Genomic DNA, 16,894 nt, shown 5'->3' with positions numbered 1-16,894 from the left:
CCGGTGACCGGGCCGCGGGTGACAGACGGCTGGGCTAGTTGGGCGGTGTTGTGGCGCGGCGGGTGGCTTGGTTGGTTTTGGCTTGGGTGTCGGTTTGGTCGGGGTCCAGGAGCTGTCTCAGTTCGGCGTCCAGGCGCTGCACTAGTTGCGTTTCGGCAGCCAGGTCGTGGAGTTCTTGTGGGTCTTCTTCCAGGTTGAAGACCTGTGGTGCGTGACCGGCGCCGTAGTAGCAGTACTTCCAGGGGCCGGACTTGAGCATGAAGCCACCGTCCGGCATGCCTTGCGCGTGATACTCGGACAGGACCGGACGGTCTTGGGGGTCGAGGAGTGACTCTCCGGGCAGGGTTGGATCTGGCGACAGCCCGGCGACATCCCTGAGGGTGGGGAGGATGTCTACCAGGCTCACGTGGGCGCTGGTGCGGGCCGGTGCGAGCGCGGGGTGGCATAGCAGCAGTGGGATGTGTACGGCGGGCTCGTAGAAGCACTGCTTCTGCCAGATGCCCTGGTGACCGGCCATCTCGCCGTGGTCACTGGTGTAGATGACTACTGTGTCGTCCGGTACGGCGGCTAGCAGCCGGCCGATCTGATGGTCGAGGTGGCTGATCAGCGCCCAGTAGCAGACCGTGGCCTCCCTGATCTGGTCCTCGGTCAGCGGCTCGTCGTTGCGGAAACCGTGCCGGAGCAACGAGATCACGGGGTGTTGTTCGTCGGCGACCACAGGTACCTCCACGTCGGCGGCGTCGTACAGCGCACGGAACTCCGGTGGTGCGACCAACGGGAAGTGCGGGTGCATGTAGCCGACGTACAGGAGGAACGGGTCCTCCCCCGGGTCTTGCAGGAACTCCAGTGCGGCATCGGTTGCGGCTACGTCGTGCTGGGTGTGTACGTGCTCGCCGGTGCCTTGTTCCGTGACGTGGGAGTTCGTGGGGCGCCGCCAGTCTGTCGTACGGCGTGGTGGGCGGCCGCTGTGGTCGAGCCAGAAGTCCAGGTCGTCGGTGAGGCGGCGGTCGAAGCCCAGTAAACGGTCTGGTCCGTTGAAGTGCGTACGGCCCGCCAGTACAGAGGTGTAGCCCGCCTCGCGCAGGTGATGACCCCAGGTGCGGTAGGTCGCGTCCGGAATCACGCCGTTGTCCCAGGCCCCGATCTGGTGCACGTACTTGCCTGACATCAGCGACAGCCGGGACGGAACGCACATGGGGCTGTTCGTGTACGCGTGGTCGAACGCAACGCCCTGTGCGGCCAGGCGATCCAGATGCGGCGTACGTACCTGTGGGTGGCCGGCCCAGCCGGCTGCGGCGGCAGTGTGCTCGTCGGACAGGACAACGAGAATGTTCGGAGGGCGCATGGCCCTAGCTTAGGGAAGCGGTTGCCCGTCAGGGACGTGCCGAAGTGTCTGCGGGGTGTGACGGCAGTTCGTCGCTACCTTGGGGGTGTGTCCAAATTTCTTGGGTTCTTGCTCGGCGTAGTCGTTGCCCTGGCCGGACCGGCCGTGTTCGGAGTCCTGGCGGCGCCGGGTGGTATCGAGCTGAACGCTAAGGAGATGGCGCTGGCCTTCGGCCTCGGCGCGCTGATCTTCTGGGCCGTCGTGTCGTACTTCTCCGGCGCCGGTGCGCTCGGGGCGTTCGTGGCGTTCGGCACGCTGATCTACTGCTGGGTCTGGATCCCGAACCGGACCACGAACTTCCTGAACGACGTCCCCGGCGTCACGAACGGGATGATCGAGGGGTCGAAGCAGTACACCCAGAACGGCGTGGTGCCGATCCTCGGCGTGATCTCGCTGGTGTACGCGATCCAGCTGATCGTCCGCGGCGTGCAGCGTCGGCGGCGCGAACGCGCTGAGGCCGAGCGGCTGCAGCGGGAGCAGGAGGCCGCGCAGGCGCAGCAGGAGGCGGACGTCGCGGCTGTGTATCCGGTTGCCGCGGGCACCTATCAGGCGGCGCCTGCTTATGAGACCCACAGCCGGTACGACGATTTGTTCGACGAGCCTGCGCCGGCGCAGCCGCGGAACCAGGCTGATGAGCAGACGCGTCAGTTCCCGGTGGGCGATGCGGAGGAGTACGAGCACACTCGTGCGTTCCCGGGTCCCGATGCCGAGAGCAACGAATCTGGCGAGGAGACGGTCGCTGCGTCTGGCCCCGCGGTGGACCACTACGACGAGCCGACTCAGTCGGCCGAAGAGCCGACGGTCCAGTCCCACACGCAGGCACCTGCCGCAGAGCAGCCGGACGTACCACAGCAGCAGGCGGAGGCGCAGGTCTCCCCCGCAGCGCAGGCACCCGCAGCGCAGGCACCCGTAGAGCAGGCACCCGTAGAGCAGGCACCCGTTGAGCAAGCGAAGGCACCTGCAGGTGAGGAGCAGAGTGCGGAGGCGGCGCAGGAGGCCTCGGTAACACCAGCACAGACACCTGCTCCAGAGACCACCACGCCGGAGACGCCTGCGGCAGACCAGCAGCCGGCCGAGGACACGGCGGGTCAAGGGCCGACGGCGCAAGGTGGGGCCGGTCAAGGCATGGCTGCCGGCAGCGGGGCTGCTCAGGGCGAGGCGGCTGCGCCGAGTAAGCCGGCACAGCCGGTTGAGGCTGCTCAGGACGAGGCGGCTGAGGCGAGCAAGCCGCCGCAGCGGGGTGAGACGGCTGAGAAGGACGAGTCGGCTCAGCGGGTTTTGCCTCGGGAGCAGGTTGGGTCTCAGTATCGGGAGCGGATGGAGGACCCGGAGGACACCGGGGAGTTCTTCCTGTCGTCGTTCGAGAATCCGGCGGTCAAGCCGGCCTAGCGCTTACGCGACGTGCATGCGTTGCTGGTGTTCGCCCCGGCGCGCATGCTCGGTGATTGCTTCGTCGTACGCCGCATTGGCCATGGCGAGTACGTCGCCGGCCATCTGGGCGCGGGGTGAGTCGGTGCTCCAGGCGAGGACCAGCTTGCGGTGGATCGGGTCACCGGCGAGCGCGCGGGTGGTGACGTCCGAGGAGAGCATCCGGTACGAGGTCGGCGAGATGAGTGCGACGCCCTGACCGCTGGTCACGAACCCCATCAGTACCGACGTGTCGACCGAGTGGTGCTCGACCCGCGGCTGGAACCCGGCAGCCTCGCACGCGGCCCGGAACAGCACGTGGAACCCGCTGTCGTCCGGCGGCTCCCCGATCCACTCCTCGTCGCACAGTGCGGCCAGGTCGAGCTCACCGCGCGTACGGGACGCCACGGGGTGGTCCGCGGACAAGGCGACGTACGCCGACTCGGACTCGACGACCGTGGTGGCCTCGACGCCGGAGGGCAGCCGCAGCTCGAACCCGGGGAACTCGCGGAGCAGTGCAAAGTCCAGCCGCCCGCTCTCGAGCTGCTGCAGCAGCACGCTCGAGGACCATTCGACCTCGATGCTGACCTGCTCGATCTCGCCGTGGGCGCGGAGCCGGGACGCGATCCCGGACATCGGCGCGGTCGGGAATCCACCGAGTCGTACGGCCGACGACTCGACCGCGGTCATCGCGGAGACGGTCGCGGACAGGTGGTCGACGTCGACCAGGATCGCCCGCGCACGGTCGACGGCGTACCGGCCGAGGGCCGTCGGGGTGACGCCGGTCCGGGATCGTTCGAACAGCTCACCGCCGAACGCCGCCTCGATGCGCTTCAGCTGCGCGGTCAGGCTCGGCTGGCTGACCTTGAGCCAGCGGGCGGCCCGACCGACGGACCCCGCTTCTGCCACCAGGACCACCACCCGCAGGTGGCGCAGCTCGACGTTCATGCGTTGAGACCGTAGTCGAGGTCGACGCACAGCACACAGGCGCCCAACATTGCGGTTTCGTCACAGCCGAGCCCGAACCTGTAACGCCGGGCCCGGCAGTGACGATGTGTTACGACGCCTTGAGTGCGATCGCCTCGCGATAACCGAGCCGGCGGCCGGTCTGGAGCAGCGTGCGCTCGTACAGCCGCGCGCCGAGCCGGACGATCAGCACCGTGGTGGCCAGCAGGATCGCGATCGCCACGAGCGGCTGCCAGATCGGTACGTCCTCGGTGAGCATCCGCCCCGGCATCGACATCGACGACGCGATCGGTACGAACGACGCCACCGTCTTGGCCGACGACCCCGCGAACACCGAGAAGAAGAACGGGATCATCAGGATCATCTGCCCCGGCAGCGTGGTCGACCCGAGGTCCTCCTGCCGCGTCGCCAGCGAACCGGCAACCGCCCAGAGCCCGGCCAGCGCCACGAACCCCAGGACGAAGAACACCACGAACCATCCGGCCACCGGTGCCACCACCTCGAGGATCCCGGCCTGATCGGTCGCGAGCAGCCCGATCAGCGACGCCGCGGCGATCACCACGATCTGCGTCAGCGCGAGCACGGTATTGCCGAGCACCTTGCCCCACAACAGCGACCGGATCGGCACCGCGGCCGCCAGGATCTCGACGACCCGGCTCTCCTTCTCCTGGACGACGCTCTGCGCGATCATCATCCCGAAACCGAGCGAGGTCATGTAGAAGACGAGCGCCAGACCGAGATTCACCAGGTACGTAACCACCTCCGGCAGCGGGCCTGGTTTGAGCAGTGTGACTTCGATCTTCGTACCGGCCCGCAACTGCTCCGGGGTGAGCCCCACCTTCGCGGCGTTCGCTTCCATCCCGACCGTCGACGCCGCCTGCCGCAGCGCGCTCTCGATCCCGCTGTCGACACTGTCCTTGCCCAGTACGGAGTACCCGTCGGTCCCAGGTACCAGCGCCGCCTTCACGTCGCCGTCCGTCACCGCCTTCTCCGCAGCGGGCCGGTCCGCGACCTTGCGGACCTCGAAGCCGGCGCCGCCCTTCGCGGTCGAGGCCTGCTGCACCACCCGCGCCGCGGCGTCGTCGACGACCGCGATCTTGTCCGGGCCGCTCTTGCCGTTGAGGAGCGCGGGGATGAGCACCGCCGCGATCACGATCACGAGCATCACCACGGTGGAGCCGATGAACGTCTTGTCCCGCAACTTGGTGCTGATCTCGCGCTCCGCGATCAGCATCCACGGCCTGTCGAGGTTCATCGGGTCGCCTCCCGGAAGATGTCGCTGAGGGCCACCCGCTCGGGCCCGAATTCGAGCACCGGTCCGCGGCTGATCGCCTCCTGAAGAATCTTCTGTTCCACCGCGTCGTCCAGTACGTCGAACAGCGCCGTACCGCCGGCCACGTCCCGCACCTCGACGCCGCGGACGTCGCGCAGCCAGCCCGCGTCGCCGTCGATGACCAGCCGGTACGTCGTGGAGGCGCCGGCCGCCAACTCCGCGACCGGCCCCGCAGCGACCACCTTGCCGCGCGACAGTACGACGAGGTCGTCACACAGCCGCTCGACCAGGTCGAGTTGATGGCTCGAGAACAGCACCGGCACCTCCGGCGTGACCTCCTCGCGGAGCAGGTCGACCATCGCGTCGACGGCGAGCGGGTCGAGGCCGCTGAACGGCTCGTCGAGCACCAGCGCGATCGGCTGATGCACCAGTGCGGCCGCGATCTGCACCCGCTGCTGGTTGCCCAGCGAGAGCGTCTCGAGGATGTCGGTGGCGCGCTCGGTCAGCCCGAGCCGCTCGAGGATCCGGTCGGTTCGCTGCGCGGCCCGCTCCGGGTCGAGCCCGTGCAGCCGGCCGAAGAACACCAGCTGGTCGCGGATCTTCATCTTCGGGTACAGCCCGCGCTCCTCGGGCATGTAGCCGAAGTCCCGGCGGACGTCCTGCGTGAGTGCCGCGTCCTGCCAGCGCACCGCACCGGAGTTCGCGGCCAGGACACCGAGGATGATCCGCATCGCGGTCGTCTTCCCGGCCCCGTTGGCCCCGACGAATCCGGTCATCCGTCCCGGTACGACGTCGAAGGTCACGTCGTCCAGCGCCAGATGATCACCGAATCGCCGGGTGAGCCCACTCACGCTCAGCATGTGTCACCGTTCCCATCAAGGTCAGCCCTCAGCCGGGCTGGTCTACCCGACGATGACCAAGCTAGTGAGCCCGGACGTCGCCGCACGTCGCCCGTGGGACGGATCGACCAGGTCATCCGCGGGGCGGATCTGCAGGTCCACGCCTCAGCTGGAGGCGTCGTCCCCGGGGGTGACCAGGCCGCATTCGTACGCGAACACGACCGCCTGGACGCGGTCGCGCAGGCCGAGCTTGAGCAGCACGCGGGAGACGTGCGTCTTCACGGTCGCCTCGCCGACGTACAGCTGGGCGGCGATCTCGGTGTTGGTGAGGCCGCGGGCGATCAGCCCGAGCACCTCACGTTCGCGCTCGGTCAGCTCCTCGATCAGGTCCGGCCGGTACACGCGCTCACCGGCGCCGGCGAACCGCTTGATCACCCGCCGGGTCACCTCCGGCGCGAGCAGCGCATGCCCGGAGTGCACGATCTGGATCGCCTCGACCAGGTCCTCCGGCGCGGTGTTCTTGAGCAGGAAGCCGCTGGCGCCGGCCCCGAGCGACTCGAACAGGTAGTCGTCGCGGTCGAACGTGGTCAGGATGACGACCTTCCCGGCGTCCTCGGTGACGATCCGCTGGGTGGCGCTGATCCCGTCCATCCCCGGCATCTGGACGTCCATCAGGACGACGTCCGGGCGCAGCGCCAGCGCCAGCTCGATCGCCTTCTCGCCGTCGGACGCCTCGCCGACCACCTGGATGTCCGGCTCCACCGACAGGATCATCCGGAACCCGGCACGTACCAGGTCCTGGTCGTCCACCAGCAGCACCCGCATCGGGTCGTCAGTCACCTGGAACTCCAATCGGCGTGCTCAACGGGATCCGGACCCGGACGCGGAATCCTCCCACGGGCCGCGGGCCGATCTCACTCTCGCCGCCGAGCAGGCCGACCCGCTCCCGGATCCCGACGTGGCCGAGCCGGCTGCCGACCGGCGCATGTTTGGGGCGGCCGTCGTCGAGTACCTCCAGCTCCACCGCGTCACCGAGGTAACGCAGCGTGAGATGGGCGTTCCGGGCCGTCGAGTGCTTGCGGACGTTCGACAGCGCCTCCTGGGCGATCCGGTACACCGAGACCGAGACGGTTTTCGGCAGCTCGGCCGGCGCCCCGATCTGGTGGAAGCCGACCTCCAGGCCGAGGCCGTTCGCCTCCGCGATCAGCGCCGGCAGCCGGTCCGCGCCCGCCTGCGGTGCCTTCGGGTCCGGCGTACCGACGTCAACGTCAGGATCCGCAGCGCGCAGCATGCCGAGCAGCTGGCGCATCTCGTTCACCGCGGTCCGGCTGGAGTCCTCGATCACGTTCAGCGCGTTCTTCGCGGCCGCCGGGTCGGAGTCCATCACGCGCCGCGCTCCCCCGGCCTGGATGCCGATGCTGCTGATGTGGTGCGCGACCACGTCGTGCAGCTCGCGGGAGATCCGCAGCCGCTCGTCGATCACCGCGCGCCGGGCGTTCGCCATCTGCTGGGTGGCCAGCTCGGTCGCCTGGTGCTCCAGCTCGGCCCGCTGCCGGGCGGTCGCCCACGCGGTCCGGCCCCAGAAGTACGCGCCGAAGAAGTACGCGACGTTCAGTGCGACGCTGATGATCACGCTGGATACGTACGGCGAGAACAGGGCGTGGTTCGGTCCCTCGATCGCGTTCGCCCGCAGCGCCTGTACGAAGTTCAGCGCGAGCCAGCCGAACATCCCCACGAACACCAGCGCGACCGCGGCCTTCATCAACCGCCGGTCCCGGGCCCAGGCGACCGCCGCGTAGATCGCCATGAACATCGTCGACTGGGTCACCAGGTTCCCCGCGAACGAGAACACCGCACGCTCCCCGTTCACCACGAACAGCACCGCGACCACCAGCAGCACCGGGATCGGCCACCGGCGCCGGAAGCAGAGCGGCAGGGCGACCGCCGCGCTCAGGACGTACGCCTCGACGCCGCCGATCCCGAGGTCCACGTGCGTCGGCGACCCACCGCGGGCGAGCTCGGTCCCGAGCAGCCCGGCCAGCGCCATCCCGACTCCGAGCAGTACGTCGTAGCGCAGCTCGCGGGCGCTCGGCGCGGGACGGGTCCACATTCTCATCAGCCTACGGGTGAAACCGCGCCGACCAGGGACGCGTACCCTGGGAGGCGTGACGATCGCCCCAGAAGGACGGAAACTGCTCAGGCTCGAGGTGCGCAACGCGGAGACCCCGATCGAGCGCAAACCCGAGTGGATCAAGACCCGCGCCAAGATGGGCCCGGAGTACCAGGCGCTGCAGAAACTCGTGAAGTCCGAGGGACTGCACACGGTGTGCCAGGAAGCCGGCTGCCCGAACATCTTCGAGTGCTGGGAGGACCGCGAGGCCACCTTCCTGATCGGCGGGGACCAGTGCACGCGGCGCTGTGATTTCTGCCAGATCGACACCGGCAAGCCGGAGGCGCTGGACCGCGACGAGCCGCGCCGGGTCGCGGAGTCGGTGCGCACCATGGGCCTGCGGTACGCGACCGTGACCGGTGTCGCCCGCGACGACCTGGACGACGGCGGCGCCTGGCTGTACGCGGAGACCATCCGCCAGATCCACGAGCTGAACCCGGGCACCGGCGTCGAGATGCTCGCGCCGGACTTCAACGCCGTACCGGAGCAGCTCGCCGAGGTGTTCTCGTCGCGGCCGGAGGTGTTCGCGCACAACGTCGAGACGGTGCCGCGGATCTTCCGCCGGATCCGCCCCGGCTTCCGCTACGAGCGCTCGCTGGACGTCATCACCCAGGCCCGCGACTACGGCCTGGTCACCAAGTCGAACCTGATCCTCGGCATGGGCGAGACCCGCGACGAGGTCAGCCAGGCACTGAAGGACCTGCACGCGGCCGGCTGCGAGATCATCACCATCACGCAGTACCTGCGGCCCTCGGTGCGGCACCACCCGGTCGAGCGCTGGGTGAAGCCGGAGGAGTTCGTCGAGCTGGACGCCGAGGCCCAGGAGATCGGATTCGCCGGAGTCATGTCCGGTCCGCTGGTACGGTCCTCGTACCGCGCCGGCCGGCTGTACCGCCAGGCCGTCGAGTCACGTATGAACAACCAGGACAGGTAGAGCAGGTAGAGATGGCCAAGAACGACGCGCCCGAAGAGAAGACCAGCCGGCTCAAGCAGATCGCGTCGGCGTACAAGCTGACCCGCAAGTCCGACCCGACGGTCGGTCTGGTGCTGGCCGGGATCTTCCTCGGCATCGTCGCCCTCGCCGTGATCGGTGGGCTGCTGGTCGGACCGCTGCTGATCTGGCTCCCGCTCGGTGTCGCCCTCGGGTTCCTCGCAGCCACGATCGTGTTCGGCCGCAAGGTCGAGAAGGCCGCGTACAGCCAGATCGAGGGTCAGGCCGGTGCGGCCGCCTCCGCGCTGCAGACGCTCCGCCGGGGCTGGAACGTGGCGCCCGCGGTCGCGGTCACGAAGAACTCCGACATCGTCCACCGCGTCGTCGGCCGGCCGGGCATCGTGCTCGTCGGCGAGGGCCAGGCGAGCCGCGTGAAGAACCTGCTCCAGGCCGAGGCCAAGAAGCACAACCGGGTGGCCGGCGGGGCGCCGGTGACGCAGATCGTCGCCGGTAAGGGCGAGGGCGAGATCGACATCCGCAAGCTCACCAAGCACGTGATGAAGCTCCCGGCCGTCATGCAGCCGTCCGAGATCACCGACCTGCTGCAGCGGCTGAAGGCGCTCGACGCGGTCCGTCCGCAGGTGCCGATGCCCAAGGGTCCGGTGCCGAGCAGCCTGAAGGGCGCCCGGCAGGCAATGCGCGGTCGGTGATCAAACTGTAACCAAGAGGCATCTCGGCAGTTGATCTGTGCAGAGATGCGCCGTGGGGAGGCTGGTTGCCCTTAGGGTGCGACCAGGACGGATTACAGGGGAACTGCTAAATGACGGATCTGATGCCGGGAGTGCAGCATCCGGTGCACGAACCGGTGCCCGAGACGTGGCCGACACTGGCTCGCCCGCGCTCCAATCCGGTCCGGCGTTACGGCGCGGCGACCGCGATCCGGCTGATCGCCAAGGACCTGCCCGCGACGATCCATCTGGACAGCAATCGGTCCTACGGTCTCGGTGGCCCCGCGATGCGCGTGCACCGTACGGCCGCGTTCCTGGACCGCCTCGGCCAGGACGCCGGGTCCGGATTCGGCGAGGCGTACTTGGCCGGCGACTGGGATCCGGAGCCGGGTACCGACCTGTCCGACCTGCTCGTCCCGTTCGCGGAGCGGTTCAGCAACGAGGAGACCCGGCACCTGCTGCCGAAGTGGGCGCAGTCGCTGCGCTGGCTGGTGACCAGGTCCCAGCCGGGCGACCAGGAGAACGACCGGGCCGGCTCCCGGGAGAACGTCAGCCGCCACTACGACCTGAGCAACGCGATGTTCTCGGAGTTCCTGGACCCGTCGCTGACGTACTCGGCTGCCTACTTCGGCGATACCGGCTTCGGCGACAACGCGACCGCAGATCTCGCCACGGCCTCGTACGACGAGCTCAACCACGCGCAACTGCGCAAACTCGACTCGATCCTGGACGCGGCCGGAGTGCAGTCCGGGTCGCGCGTACTGGACATCGGCTGCGGCTGGGCGAGCCTGGCGATCCGCGCCGCCCAGCGCGGCGCGTGGGTGACGGCGATCACGATCGCCTCGCAGCAGGCGTTGCTCGCGCAGCGCCGGATCGCCGACGCCGGTGTCGGCGACCGGGTGCAGGTCGCGCTGCGCGACTACCGCGACCAGATCGGCGAGTTCGACGCCGTACTGAGCGTGGAGATGATCGAGGCGGTCGGCGAGAAGTACTGGCCGGTGTACTTCGACGCGATCGAGCGCCGGCTGGCGCCCGGCGGGGTCGGCGTCGTACAGGCGATCGTGATGCCGCACGAGCGGATGCTCGCCACCCGGAACACCTTCACCTGGGTGCAGAAGTACATCTTCCCCGGCGGCCTGATTCCGTCGGTCGAGGTGATCGAGGACGTCACCGCGCAGCACACCGGTCTGCGCGCCGAGGTGATCCGGCACCTGGGCGCGGACTACGCGCGGACGCTGCGGATCTGGCGGAACCGGTTCATCGAGCAGTGGCCGGCGATCGCGGCGCTCGGGTTCGACGACACGTTCCGGCGGATGTGGGAGTTCTACCTCGCGTACTCCGAGGCGGGCTTCCGGACCGGTTACCTCGACGACGTCCAGCTGCTGCTCACGCGCCGCTGATCAGCCCTGACTATCGCCGTACGACGATGGTCCTGGCGGCCAGGTCGTGCAGGCCGCGGCGCTCGCGGTCGAAGATCGCCGCGGGGATGACCAGGCAGATCAGCAGCGACCGGATGACCCCCGCGATCAGGCCGGGCTGCACCGGGAACGTCTTGCTGTCGCGGACCGGCAGCACCCGCAGGCCACAGAGCCGGTGCCCGATCGTGCTGCCGATCAGCCCGGTCAGGATCGCGGACATCGCGAAGAACACCGTGGTGTGCATCAGGTTGTAGTTGTTCCCGCCGGCCCACATCGGGCGGCCGGTCAGCGCCGAGGCGATCAGGGCCGCGATCAGCCAGTCGACGAGCAGCGCGAGCAGGCGGCGGCCCCAGCTCGCCACGGAGCCCGGACCGTCCTCGGGCAAACCCAGCCGGCTGCCCGGACTGCGTCGTTCCTCTTTGGGGAATTCTTCGGAGGGTCCGGTTGCGGCGCCCGCGGATGATGCCATGATGTCTAGCCTACGGACCTGCCCGCGGCAGCCTGTGACGGGCTGCGAGATCTCAGGGCGTCACCGCCGTACACCAGTGGGTCAGCGCGGACACGCTGGGCGTAACATCCGCGAAACATCAGGGTCACGACGGAGAAACCGGCGGGCCCTACGTTCAGATGCAATCTCTGAGCCACCCTAGGAGTACGTATGTTTTCCAGCGCGGAGGAGCTGCTCGCCTACGTCAAGGACGAGGGCGTCGAGATCGTCGACATCCGGTTCTGTGACCTTCCGGGCATCATGCAGCACTTCACCGTCCCGGTCTCGTCGTTCGGCCCCGAGGTCTTCGAGGAGGGCCTGGCCTTCGACGGTTCGTCGGTGCGCGGGTTCCAGCAGATCCACGAGTCGGACATGAAGCTGCTGCCGGACCCGACGAGTGCCTTCATCGACGAGTTCCGGACCGCGAAGACGCTGGTGGTGAACTTCTTCGTGCACGACCCGCTGACCGGCGAGGCGTACTCGCGTGACCCGCGCAACATCGCCCGCAAGGCGCAGGAGTACCTGAAGTCGACCGGCATCGCGGACACCGCGTTCTTCGCCCCCGAGGCCGAGTTCTACGTCTTCGACGACGTCCGGTTCGAGACCAAGGCGAACTCGGCGCACTACTCGATCGACTCGGTCGCCGGCGCCTGGAACACCGGCCGCGTCGAGGACGGCGGCAACCGCGGGTACAAGGTCCGCTACAAGGGTGGCTACTTCCCGGTCGCGCCGACCGACCACTTCGGCGAGCTGCGCGACGACATCACGCTGGCGCTGGAGCGGTCCGGCCTGATCGTCGAGCGCGCCCACCACGAGGTCGGGACCGCGGGTCAGGCGGAGATCAACTTCCGCTTCGACGAGCTGCTCAAGGCCGCCGACGACGTGATGAAGTTCAAGTACATCGTCAAGAACACCGCCTGGAAGGCCGGCAAGACCGCGACCTTCATGCCGAAGCCGATCTTCGGCGACAACGGCTCGGGCATGCACTGCCACCAGTCGCTGTGGAGCAACGGCGACCCGCTGTTCTACGACGAGTCCGGGTACGGCGGCCTGTCCGACACCGCCCGCTGGTACATCGGCGGCCTGCTCAAGCACGCGCCGTCGCTGCTCGCCTTCACCAACCCGACGGTGAACTCGTACCACCGCCTGGTGCCAGGCTTCGAGGCGCCGGTCAACCTGGTCTACTCGTCGCGGAACCGTTCGGCCTGCATCCGGATCCCGATCACCGGCTCGAACCCGAAGGCCAAGCGCATCGAGTTCCGCTGCCCGGACCCGTCGGCCAACCCGTACCTGGCGTTCGCCGCGCAGCTGCTGGCCGGCCTGGACGGCATCCGCAACAAGATCGAGCCGGCCGACCCGGTCGACAAGGACCTCTACGAGCTGCCGCCGGAGGAGCACGCGGGCATCGCCCAGGTGCCGACCTCGCTGCCGGCCGTGATCGACGCCCTCGAGGCCGACCACGACTTCCTGCTCGAGGGCGACGTGTTCACCATCGACCTGATCGAGACCTGGATCGACCTCAAGCGCGAGCAGGAAATCGCCCCCATCCAGCTCCGCCCGCACCCCCACGAGTTCGAGCTCTACTACGACGTCTGAGTTCGTAGTCTCTTCGGCGAAGCCCACCCGGTCTGTCCGGGTGGGCTTCTTCGTTTTTCAGAGGGCGTCGAGCTTGGCCAGGGCTTCGGGGTTCAGGTGGACGTCGGCGGCGCGGAGGTTGTCTTCGAGGTGGTCGACGCTGCGGGTGCCGGGGATGAGGGCGGTGTGGTCGTCGTGAGCGAGGATCCAGGCCAGGCAGACTGCGGCTGGGGTGGCACCGGTCTGGGTGGCGATCTCCTGGACGATGGGGTGCTCGGTCGGTGACGGGATCCGGTCGAAGGCCGAACCGAGTGGGAAGTACGGGATCCAGGCGATCCCGTTGGTCGCGCAGAGTGCGAGCTGCTCCTCCGACGAGCGGTCGATCACGCTGTAGGCGTTCTGCACACAGACGAGGTCGGCCGGCAACGCCTGCCGGAGCTGCTCGGTACTGACGTTGCTGAGGCCGATCGCGCCGATCAGGCCTTCGTTGCGCAGGGCAATGAGTTCGGCGAGCTGGTCGTCGAGCGGGGCGACCTGGTCGGCCTCGGCGATCAGGCCCGGCCCCTGGTCCGCGCGCCGCAGGTTGACGACCGGCACCTGCTCCAGGCCGAGCGAGGTGAGGTCGAGGTGCACCTGCTCGCGCAGATCCTCCGGTCGTTGCGCGAGAGCCAGCGGCACCGGCGCGTCCACGCGGCGCGCACCGACCTTGCTCACGATCACGAGGTCATCCGGGTACGGATGCAGCGCAGCGCGGATGTGCTGGTTGACCGTGGTGTGCCCGTAGAACGACGCGGTGTCGAGGTGGTTGATGCCGAGCTCGACCGCGCGGTGCAGGACCGTCGCGGCCGCCTCGGCCTCGACGTGTTCGAGCTGCATGGCGCCGTACCCGATCCTGGCGATCTCGTGCCGGCCGAGTTTCACGGTTCCGCCCGGTCGTTGGGATGTCATCAGTGGTGTCCTCAGCTAGAGTCGATGAAAACGGAGGTTTCTCCGTTTCAATCGACGATAGCACTAAATGGAGGTTTCTCCACTTATGCGGGTGGATGCGGCGCGCAAGCGCGAGCAGGTGGTGGCGGCGGCAGGCGACGAGCTCGCCGATCTCGCCGTGGCCGCGCGGAACGGCGAGGCGGTCCGGCTGTCGCTCGACAAGGTGGCGGCCCGGGCGCGGGTCGGTGTGGCCACCCTCTATCGGCATTTCCCGACGCGTGAGGCGCTGCTCGAGGCGGTCTACCGGCAGGAGCTGACCCGGTTGTGCGAGGCAGCGCCGGGCCTGGCCGCGGAGTCACCGGCCGACAAGGCGCTGCTGGCGTGGATGCATCGCTATCTCGACTTCGTCGACTCCAAACGAGCCATGGGCATCGACCTGCGCGCGATGGTCGCGTCCGGCGCCGTGACGCAGTCGGACACCCGTGCACGACTCACCACGGCAGTCGAGCCCTTCCTGGCTGCGGGTACGGCCGCGGGAACACTCCGCGGCGACGTACCGCCCGGAGATGTCGTCGCCGCGATGGCCGGCGCGGTGATCGCCGCCGCTCCGGAGCAGCAGCGCGAGCAGACCGAGCGCCTCCTGGCACTGCTGATCGACGGGCTGCGGCCCTAGGACAGGCTCAGGCGCCGGCCTGGAGCGCGGTCAGCCTCTTCGATGGTGGGTTGGGCCTTGGCATGCAGCAGGCTGACCCACCATCTCGAAGGTCAACCGCTGAGATGGTGGGTCCGGCCGTGCCGTGCGGGGTTGATGGGGCGGCGGCCTACTTGTACGCCGCGGTGACGCGCCGGCCTACTTGTACGTCGCGGTGACGTGGTAGACGCGGCCGCCCCAGCCGTCGTCGGGGAACGAGTCGGAGATCCGGACATAACTGGCCTGCCCTGCTCCGCCCCCGAGGTACGGCGTCAGGTCGAACGTACGCACGTCCTTGTTCTGACCGTCGTGGTACTGGTTCGTCTCGGTGGCCACCGTCGTCCAGTTCTGCCCGTCCGCGCTGAGCTGGACGGCGAACTCATTGTCGATTGTCAACGATACGGATGCCGACGATGCGTCGGACGGGAACGGGAAGCGGTACACGAAGTACGAGTGCCCGTCCGCGAACCGGTTCTGCAGGCCGTTGCTCTGCGAACCGTCGGCGTCGTACAGCCACGGCGTCTCCTCCGGCGAGCCGGTGTCGAAGTCGGCCCCGTGCGCGATGAGGATGTCGGACCGGGTCGTGTACGACAGTTGCGGCCCGGACGACACCGCTGCGGTCACCGAGTGCAGGCCGTCCGCCGTACCGGCGGGAATCGTCACATCGAGGTCGACCGACGTGTGCACCGGTACGGCGTTGCCGCGGGTCCGCAGCGTCACGTTCGCCTTGGCCGGCGTCACGGTCCATCCGGACGGAGCCGCTGCCCGCACAGTCGCCTGGATGCGATCACCGACCGGACCCGTTGCCTGGACGTCCACCTTCACCTTGACGTGGGTCCCGCTGCCGGTCGCCGGCATCACCACGGGCAGCGATGGATCGGTTGTCGCGGACAACGATCGCACCGGCGGTGTTGCCGGTACGGCGGCGAGCAGGGCGCTCAGTGCGCTGGCCTGAGTACGCCAGTCGAAGACGTTCGGAGTCGCACCGGACCACCGCTCCCCCAGCCGGTCGGAGGCGTCCCGGTCGTTGTCCCAGACCGTGGCGGCCTGCTGCGCGACGAAGTCGGTGTAGCGGCGGTCGTGCGTGGTGTCGGCCAGATCCATCCAGTACCGCATGAAGATGCCCTTGAACTGCTTGCCGTTGTCGTCACACGTCCGGCCCGGCGCATCGCAGTACTCCGTGAGCACGCCGTCCGTGACGAGACCACCGGGAGCGATCGCGGCATCCGCGAGACGACGAACCGTGGTCAGCAGTTTGGGGTCGTGGGTGGCGCGCCACAACTCGAGGCCCGCACCGATCGCGAGGCCCTGGTTGTAGCTCCAGACCGTGTCGCCGTTGCTCTCGCAGTTGTCCTTCAGCCCGTCGTTCACGAGGCCGCCGGAGTTGATCATGCCGCTCTTGGTGAACCAGTTCCAGCCTTCCGTGGCGCGCCCGAGCCAGCGCTTGTCGTGCGGCATCCGGTTGTGCAGCTCGGCGGTGAGGCGGATCCACAGGCCGTTGGTGACGGCGTTCTTGTACGTGCGTTCGCCGTTCCACCACACGCCGCCGCCGCACGAGCTCGGGTCCCAGTAGCCCTCGACGTACTCCGCGATCTTGACCGCCATGTCGAGGTACTTCGGGTTCTTCGTGAGGTCGTACGCCTGGATCCAGGTCAGGCCCCACCATTCCGAGTCGTCGATCGCGCGACTGGTGAAGTTGCCGAGCAGCTCGTCACCGGACAGGTAACCGGCCGGGAACGCGCCCTTGTCCTTCTCGAAGGTGTTGTCCAGCTGTGGCAGGTAGCGGCGGTCGCCGGTGCGCTGCATGTAGTCGCCGATTGTCTGCAATGCGACAGCCGAGTTCCACCAGCTCGACGGGAACCAGGCCTTGTTCGGCTCGTACGAGCTCATCAGCTGATCCGCAGCGACCCGGGCCCGGGCGACGGCGGTGGGGCCGGCGGACGGCCCTCCGTCGGGCGGTCCCGAGGCCGGCGCCGCCGACGCGGCCGCCGGCGCCAGGGCCGCTGCGGCCAGGCAGGCGCCGGCCACGAGCAGGCGGAAAGTACCACGATTCACGACCATGGGCGGATCTCCTCGAGGTGCTTGGAAACGTTTCACC

15 protein-coding genes are annotated in these 16,894 nt (G+C 68.5%); 6 read left to right on the top strand and 9 right to left on the bottom strand.

Annotation, left to right across the window (positions count from 1 at the left end):
* Positions 1-34 precede the first annotated feature (34 nt).
* Complete coding sequence (locus ACGFI6_RS13930) at positions 35-1,345, bottom strand: sulfatase-like hydrolase/transferase (RefSeq protein WP_393118310.1); 1,311 nt, start codon at positions 1,343-1,345, stop codon at positions 35-37.
* Between the two features lie 87 nt (positions 1,346-1,432).
* On the opposite strand from ACGFI6_RS13930, the gene ACGFI6_RS13925 reads away from it, so the two are divergent.
* On the top strand, positions 1,433-2,773 hold the full coding sequence (locus tag ACGFI6_RS13925) for a hypothetical protein (RefSeq protein ID WP_393118308.1): 1,341 nt from the start codon (positions 1,433-1,435) through the stop codon (positions 2,771-2,773).
* 3 nt (positions 2,774-2,776) lie between these two features.
* Here the strand turns inward: ACGFI6_RS13925 and ACGFI6_RS13920 are convergent, their stop codons facing one another.
* From ACGFI6_RS13920 to ACGFI6_RS13900, 5 genes are all read right to left on the bottom strand, one after another.
* Positions 2,777-3,739, bottom strand: coding sequence for a LysR family transcriptional regulator (locus ACGFI6_RS13920; protein WP_393118306.1), 963 nt, complete (start codon positions 3,737-3,739; stop codon positions 2,777-2,779).
* Positions 3,740-3,848: 109 nt separating this feature from the next.
* Entirely contained in the window at positions 3,849-5,012 is a 1,164-nt protein-coding gene (locus tag ACGFI6_RS13915) for an ABC transporter permease (RefSeq protein WP_393118304.1), read from the bottom strand.
* Positions 5,009-5,890 (bottom strand): ABC transporter ATP-binding protein, encoded by an 882-nt coding sequence (locus ACGFI6_RS13910; RefSeq protein ID WP_393118302.1) that lies wholly within the window; start codon positions 5,888-5,890, stop codon positions 5,009-5,011. The genes ACGFI6_RS13915 and ACGFI6_RS13910 overlap by 4 nt, the downstream gene beginning before the upstream one ends.
* Positions 5,891-6,034: 144 nt before the next feature.
* Positions 6,035-6,694 carry a response regulator gene (locus tag ACGFI6_RS13905; RefSeq protein ID WP_393119729.1) on the bottom strand — a complete coding sequence of 220 codons (660 nt, stop codon included), beginning with the start codon at positions 6,692-6,694 and terminating at the stop codon, positions 6,035-6,037.
* 7 nt (positions 6,695-6,701) lie between these two features.
* Positions 6,702-7,979: a sensor histidine kinase gene (locus ACGFI6_RS13900; RefSeq protein ID WP_393118300.1), complete on the bottom strand. Its 1,278-nt coding sequence runs from the start codon at positions 7,977-7,979 to the stop codon at positions 6,702-6,704.
* Between the two features lie 55 nt (positions 7,980-8,034).
* Between ACGFI6_RS13900 and lipA the strand changes: the two genes are divergently transcribed.
* The 3 genes from lipA (at position 8,035) to ACGFI6_RS13885 (ending at position 11,098) form a co-directional block, all read left to right on the top strand.
* Positions 8,035-8,973, top strand: a complete 939-nt coding sequence (lipA, locus tag ACGFI6_RS13895; protein ID WP_328998572.1) for a lipoyl synthase — start codon at positions 8,035-8,037, stop codon at positions 8,971-8,973.
* 11 nt (positions 8,974-8,984) lie between these two features.
* Positions 8,985-9,680 (top strand): DUF4191 domain-containing protein, encoded by a 696-nt coding sequence (locus ACGFI6_RS13890; protein WP_393118298.1) that lies wholly within the window; start codon positions 8,985-8,987, stop codon positions 9,678-9,680.
* Between the two features lie 110 nt (positions 9,681-9,790).
* Positions 9,791-11,098, top strand: coding sequence for a class I SAM-dependent methyltransferase (locus ACGFI6_RS13885; protein ID WP_393118296.1), 1,308 nt, complete (start codon positions 9,791-9,793; stop codon positions 11,096-11,098).
* Between the two features lie 10 nt (positions 11,099-11,108).
* On the opposite strand, the gene ACGFI6_RS13880 is transcribed toward ACGFI6_RS13885, so the two are convergent.
* The gene (locus ACGFI6_RS13880) at positions 11,109-11,585 is read right to left on the bottom strand and encodes an RDD family protein (RefSeq protein ID WP_393118294.1); all 477 of its coding nucleotides are present in this window, start codon (positions 11,583-11,585) and stop codon (positions 11,109-11,111) included.
* Positions 11,586-11,774: 189 nt separating this feature from the next.
* Between ACGFI6_RS13880 and glnA the strand changes: the two genes are divergently transcribed.
* A complete protein-coding gene (glnA, locus tag ACGFI6_RS13875) occupies positions 11,775-13,199 on the top strand; it encodes a type I glutamate--ammonia ligase (protein WP_393118292.1) in 1,425 nt (474 codons plus the stop codon).
* Positions 13,200-13,256: 57 nt separating this feature from the next.
* On the opposite strand, the gene ACGFI6_RS13870 is transcribed toward glnA, so the two are convergent.
* The gene (locus ACGFI6_RS13870) at positions 13,257-14,126 is read right to left on the bottom strand and encodes an aldo/keto reductase (RefSeq protein WP_393118290.1); all 870 of its coding nucleotides are present in this window, start codon (positions 14,124-14,126) and stop codon (positions 13,257-13,259) included.
* Between the two features lie 85 nt (positions 14,127-14,211).
* On the opposite strand from ACGFI6_RS13870, the gene ACGFI6_RS13865 reads away from it, so the two are divergent.
* The gene (locus ACGFI6_RS13865; RefSeq protein ID WP_393118288.1) at positions 14,212-14,778 is read left to right on the top strand and encodes a TetR/AcrR family transcriptional regulator; all 567 of its coding nucleotides are present in this window, start codon (positions 14,212-14,214) and stop codon (positions 14,776-14,778) included.
* A 177-nt stretch (positions 14,779-14,955) separates the two neighbouring features.
* Here the strand turns inward: ACGFI6_RS13865 and ACGFI6_RS13860 are convergent, their stop codons facing one another.
* The gene (locus ACGFI6_RS13860; protein ID WP_393118286.1) at positions 14,956-16,857 is read right to left on the bottom strand and encodes a glycoside hydrolase family 76 protein; all 1,902 of its coding nucleotides are present in this window, start codon (positions 16,855-16,857) and stop codon (positions 14,956-14,958) included.
* Positions 16,858-16,894 lie beyond the last annotated feature (37 nt).

The sequence above is a fragment of the Kribbella sp. NPDC048928 genome, assembly GCF_043197975.1.
In the GTDB taxonomy this organism is placed as follows: domain Bacteria; phylum Actinomycetota; class Actinomycetes; order Propionibacteriales; family Kribbellaceae; genus Kribbella.
Note: the sequence above shows the minus strand (reverse complement) of the source record. Positions and strands in the feature narration are given on the sequence as shown.

Bases quoted from the DNA above. Each gene is read 5' to 3' on its own strand.
- ACGFI6_RS13885 (WP_393118296.1), top strand. From the start codon at position 9,791: ATGACGGATCTGATGCCGGGAGTGCAGCATCCGGTGCACGAACCGGTG.
- ACGFI6_RS13865 (WP_393118288.1), top strand. From the start codon at position 14,212: ATGCGGGTGGATGCGGCGCGCAAGCGCGAGCAGGTGGTGGCGGCGGCA.
- ACGFI6_RS13890 (WP_393118298.1), top strand. From the start codon at position 8,985: ATGGCCAAGAACGACGCGCCCGAAGAGAAGACCAGCCGGCTCAAGCAG.
- ACGFI6_RS13880 (WP_393118294.1), bottom strand. From the start codon at position 11,585: ATGGCATCATCCGCGGGCGCCGCAACCGGACCCTCCGAAGAATTCCCC.
- ACGFI6_RS13920 (WP_393118306.1), bottom strand. From the start codon at position 3,739: ATGAACGTCGAGCTGCGCCACCTGCGGGTGGTGGTCCTGGTGGCAGAA.
- ACGFI6_RS13860 (WP_393118286.1), bottom strand. From the start codon at position 16,857: ATGGTCGTGAATCGTGGTACTTTCCGCCTGCTCGTGGCCGGCGCCTGC.
- ACGFI6_RS13915 (WP_393118304.1), bottom strand. From the start codon at position 5,012: ATGAACCTCGACAGGCCGTGGATGCTGATCGCGGAGCGCGAGATCAGC.
- ACGFI6_RS13905 (WP_393119729.1), bottom strand. From the start codon at position 6,694: ATGCGGGTGCTGCTGGTGGACGACCAGGACCTGGTACGTGCCGGGTTC.
- ACGFI6_RS13910 (WP_393118302.1), bottom strand. From the start codon at position 5,890: ATGCTGAGCGTGAGTGGGCTCACCCGGCGATTCGGTGATCATCTGGCG.
- ACGFI6_RS13930 (WP_393118310.1), bottom strand. From the start codon at position 1,345: ATGCGCCCTCCGAACATTCTCGTTGTCCTGTCCGACGAGCACACTGCC.
- ACGFI6_RS13870 (WP_393118290.1), bottom strand. From the start codon at position 14,126: ATGACATCCCAACGACCGGGCGGAACCGTGAAACTCGGCCGGCACGAG.
- glnA (WP_393118292.1), top strand. From the start codon at position 11,775: ATGTTTTCCAGCGCGGAGGAGCTGCTCGCCTACGTCAAGGACGAGGGC.
- ACGFI6_RS13900 (WP_393118300.1), bottom strand. From the start codon at position 7,979: ATGTGGACCCGTCCCGCGCCGAGCGCCCGCGAGCTGCGCTACGACGTA.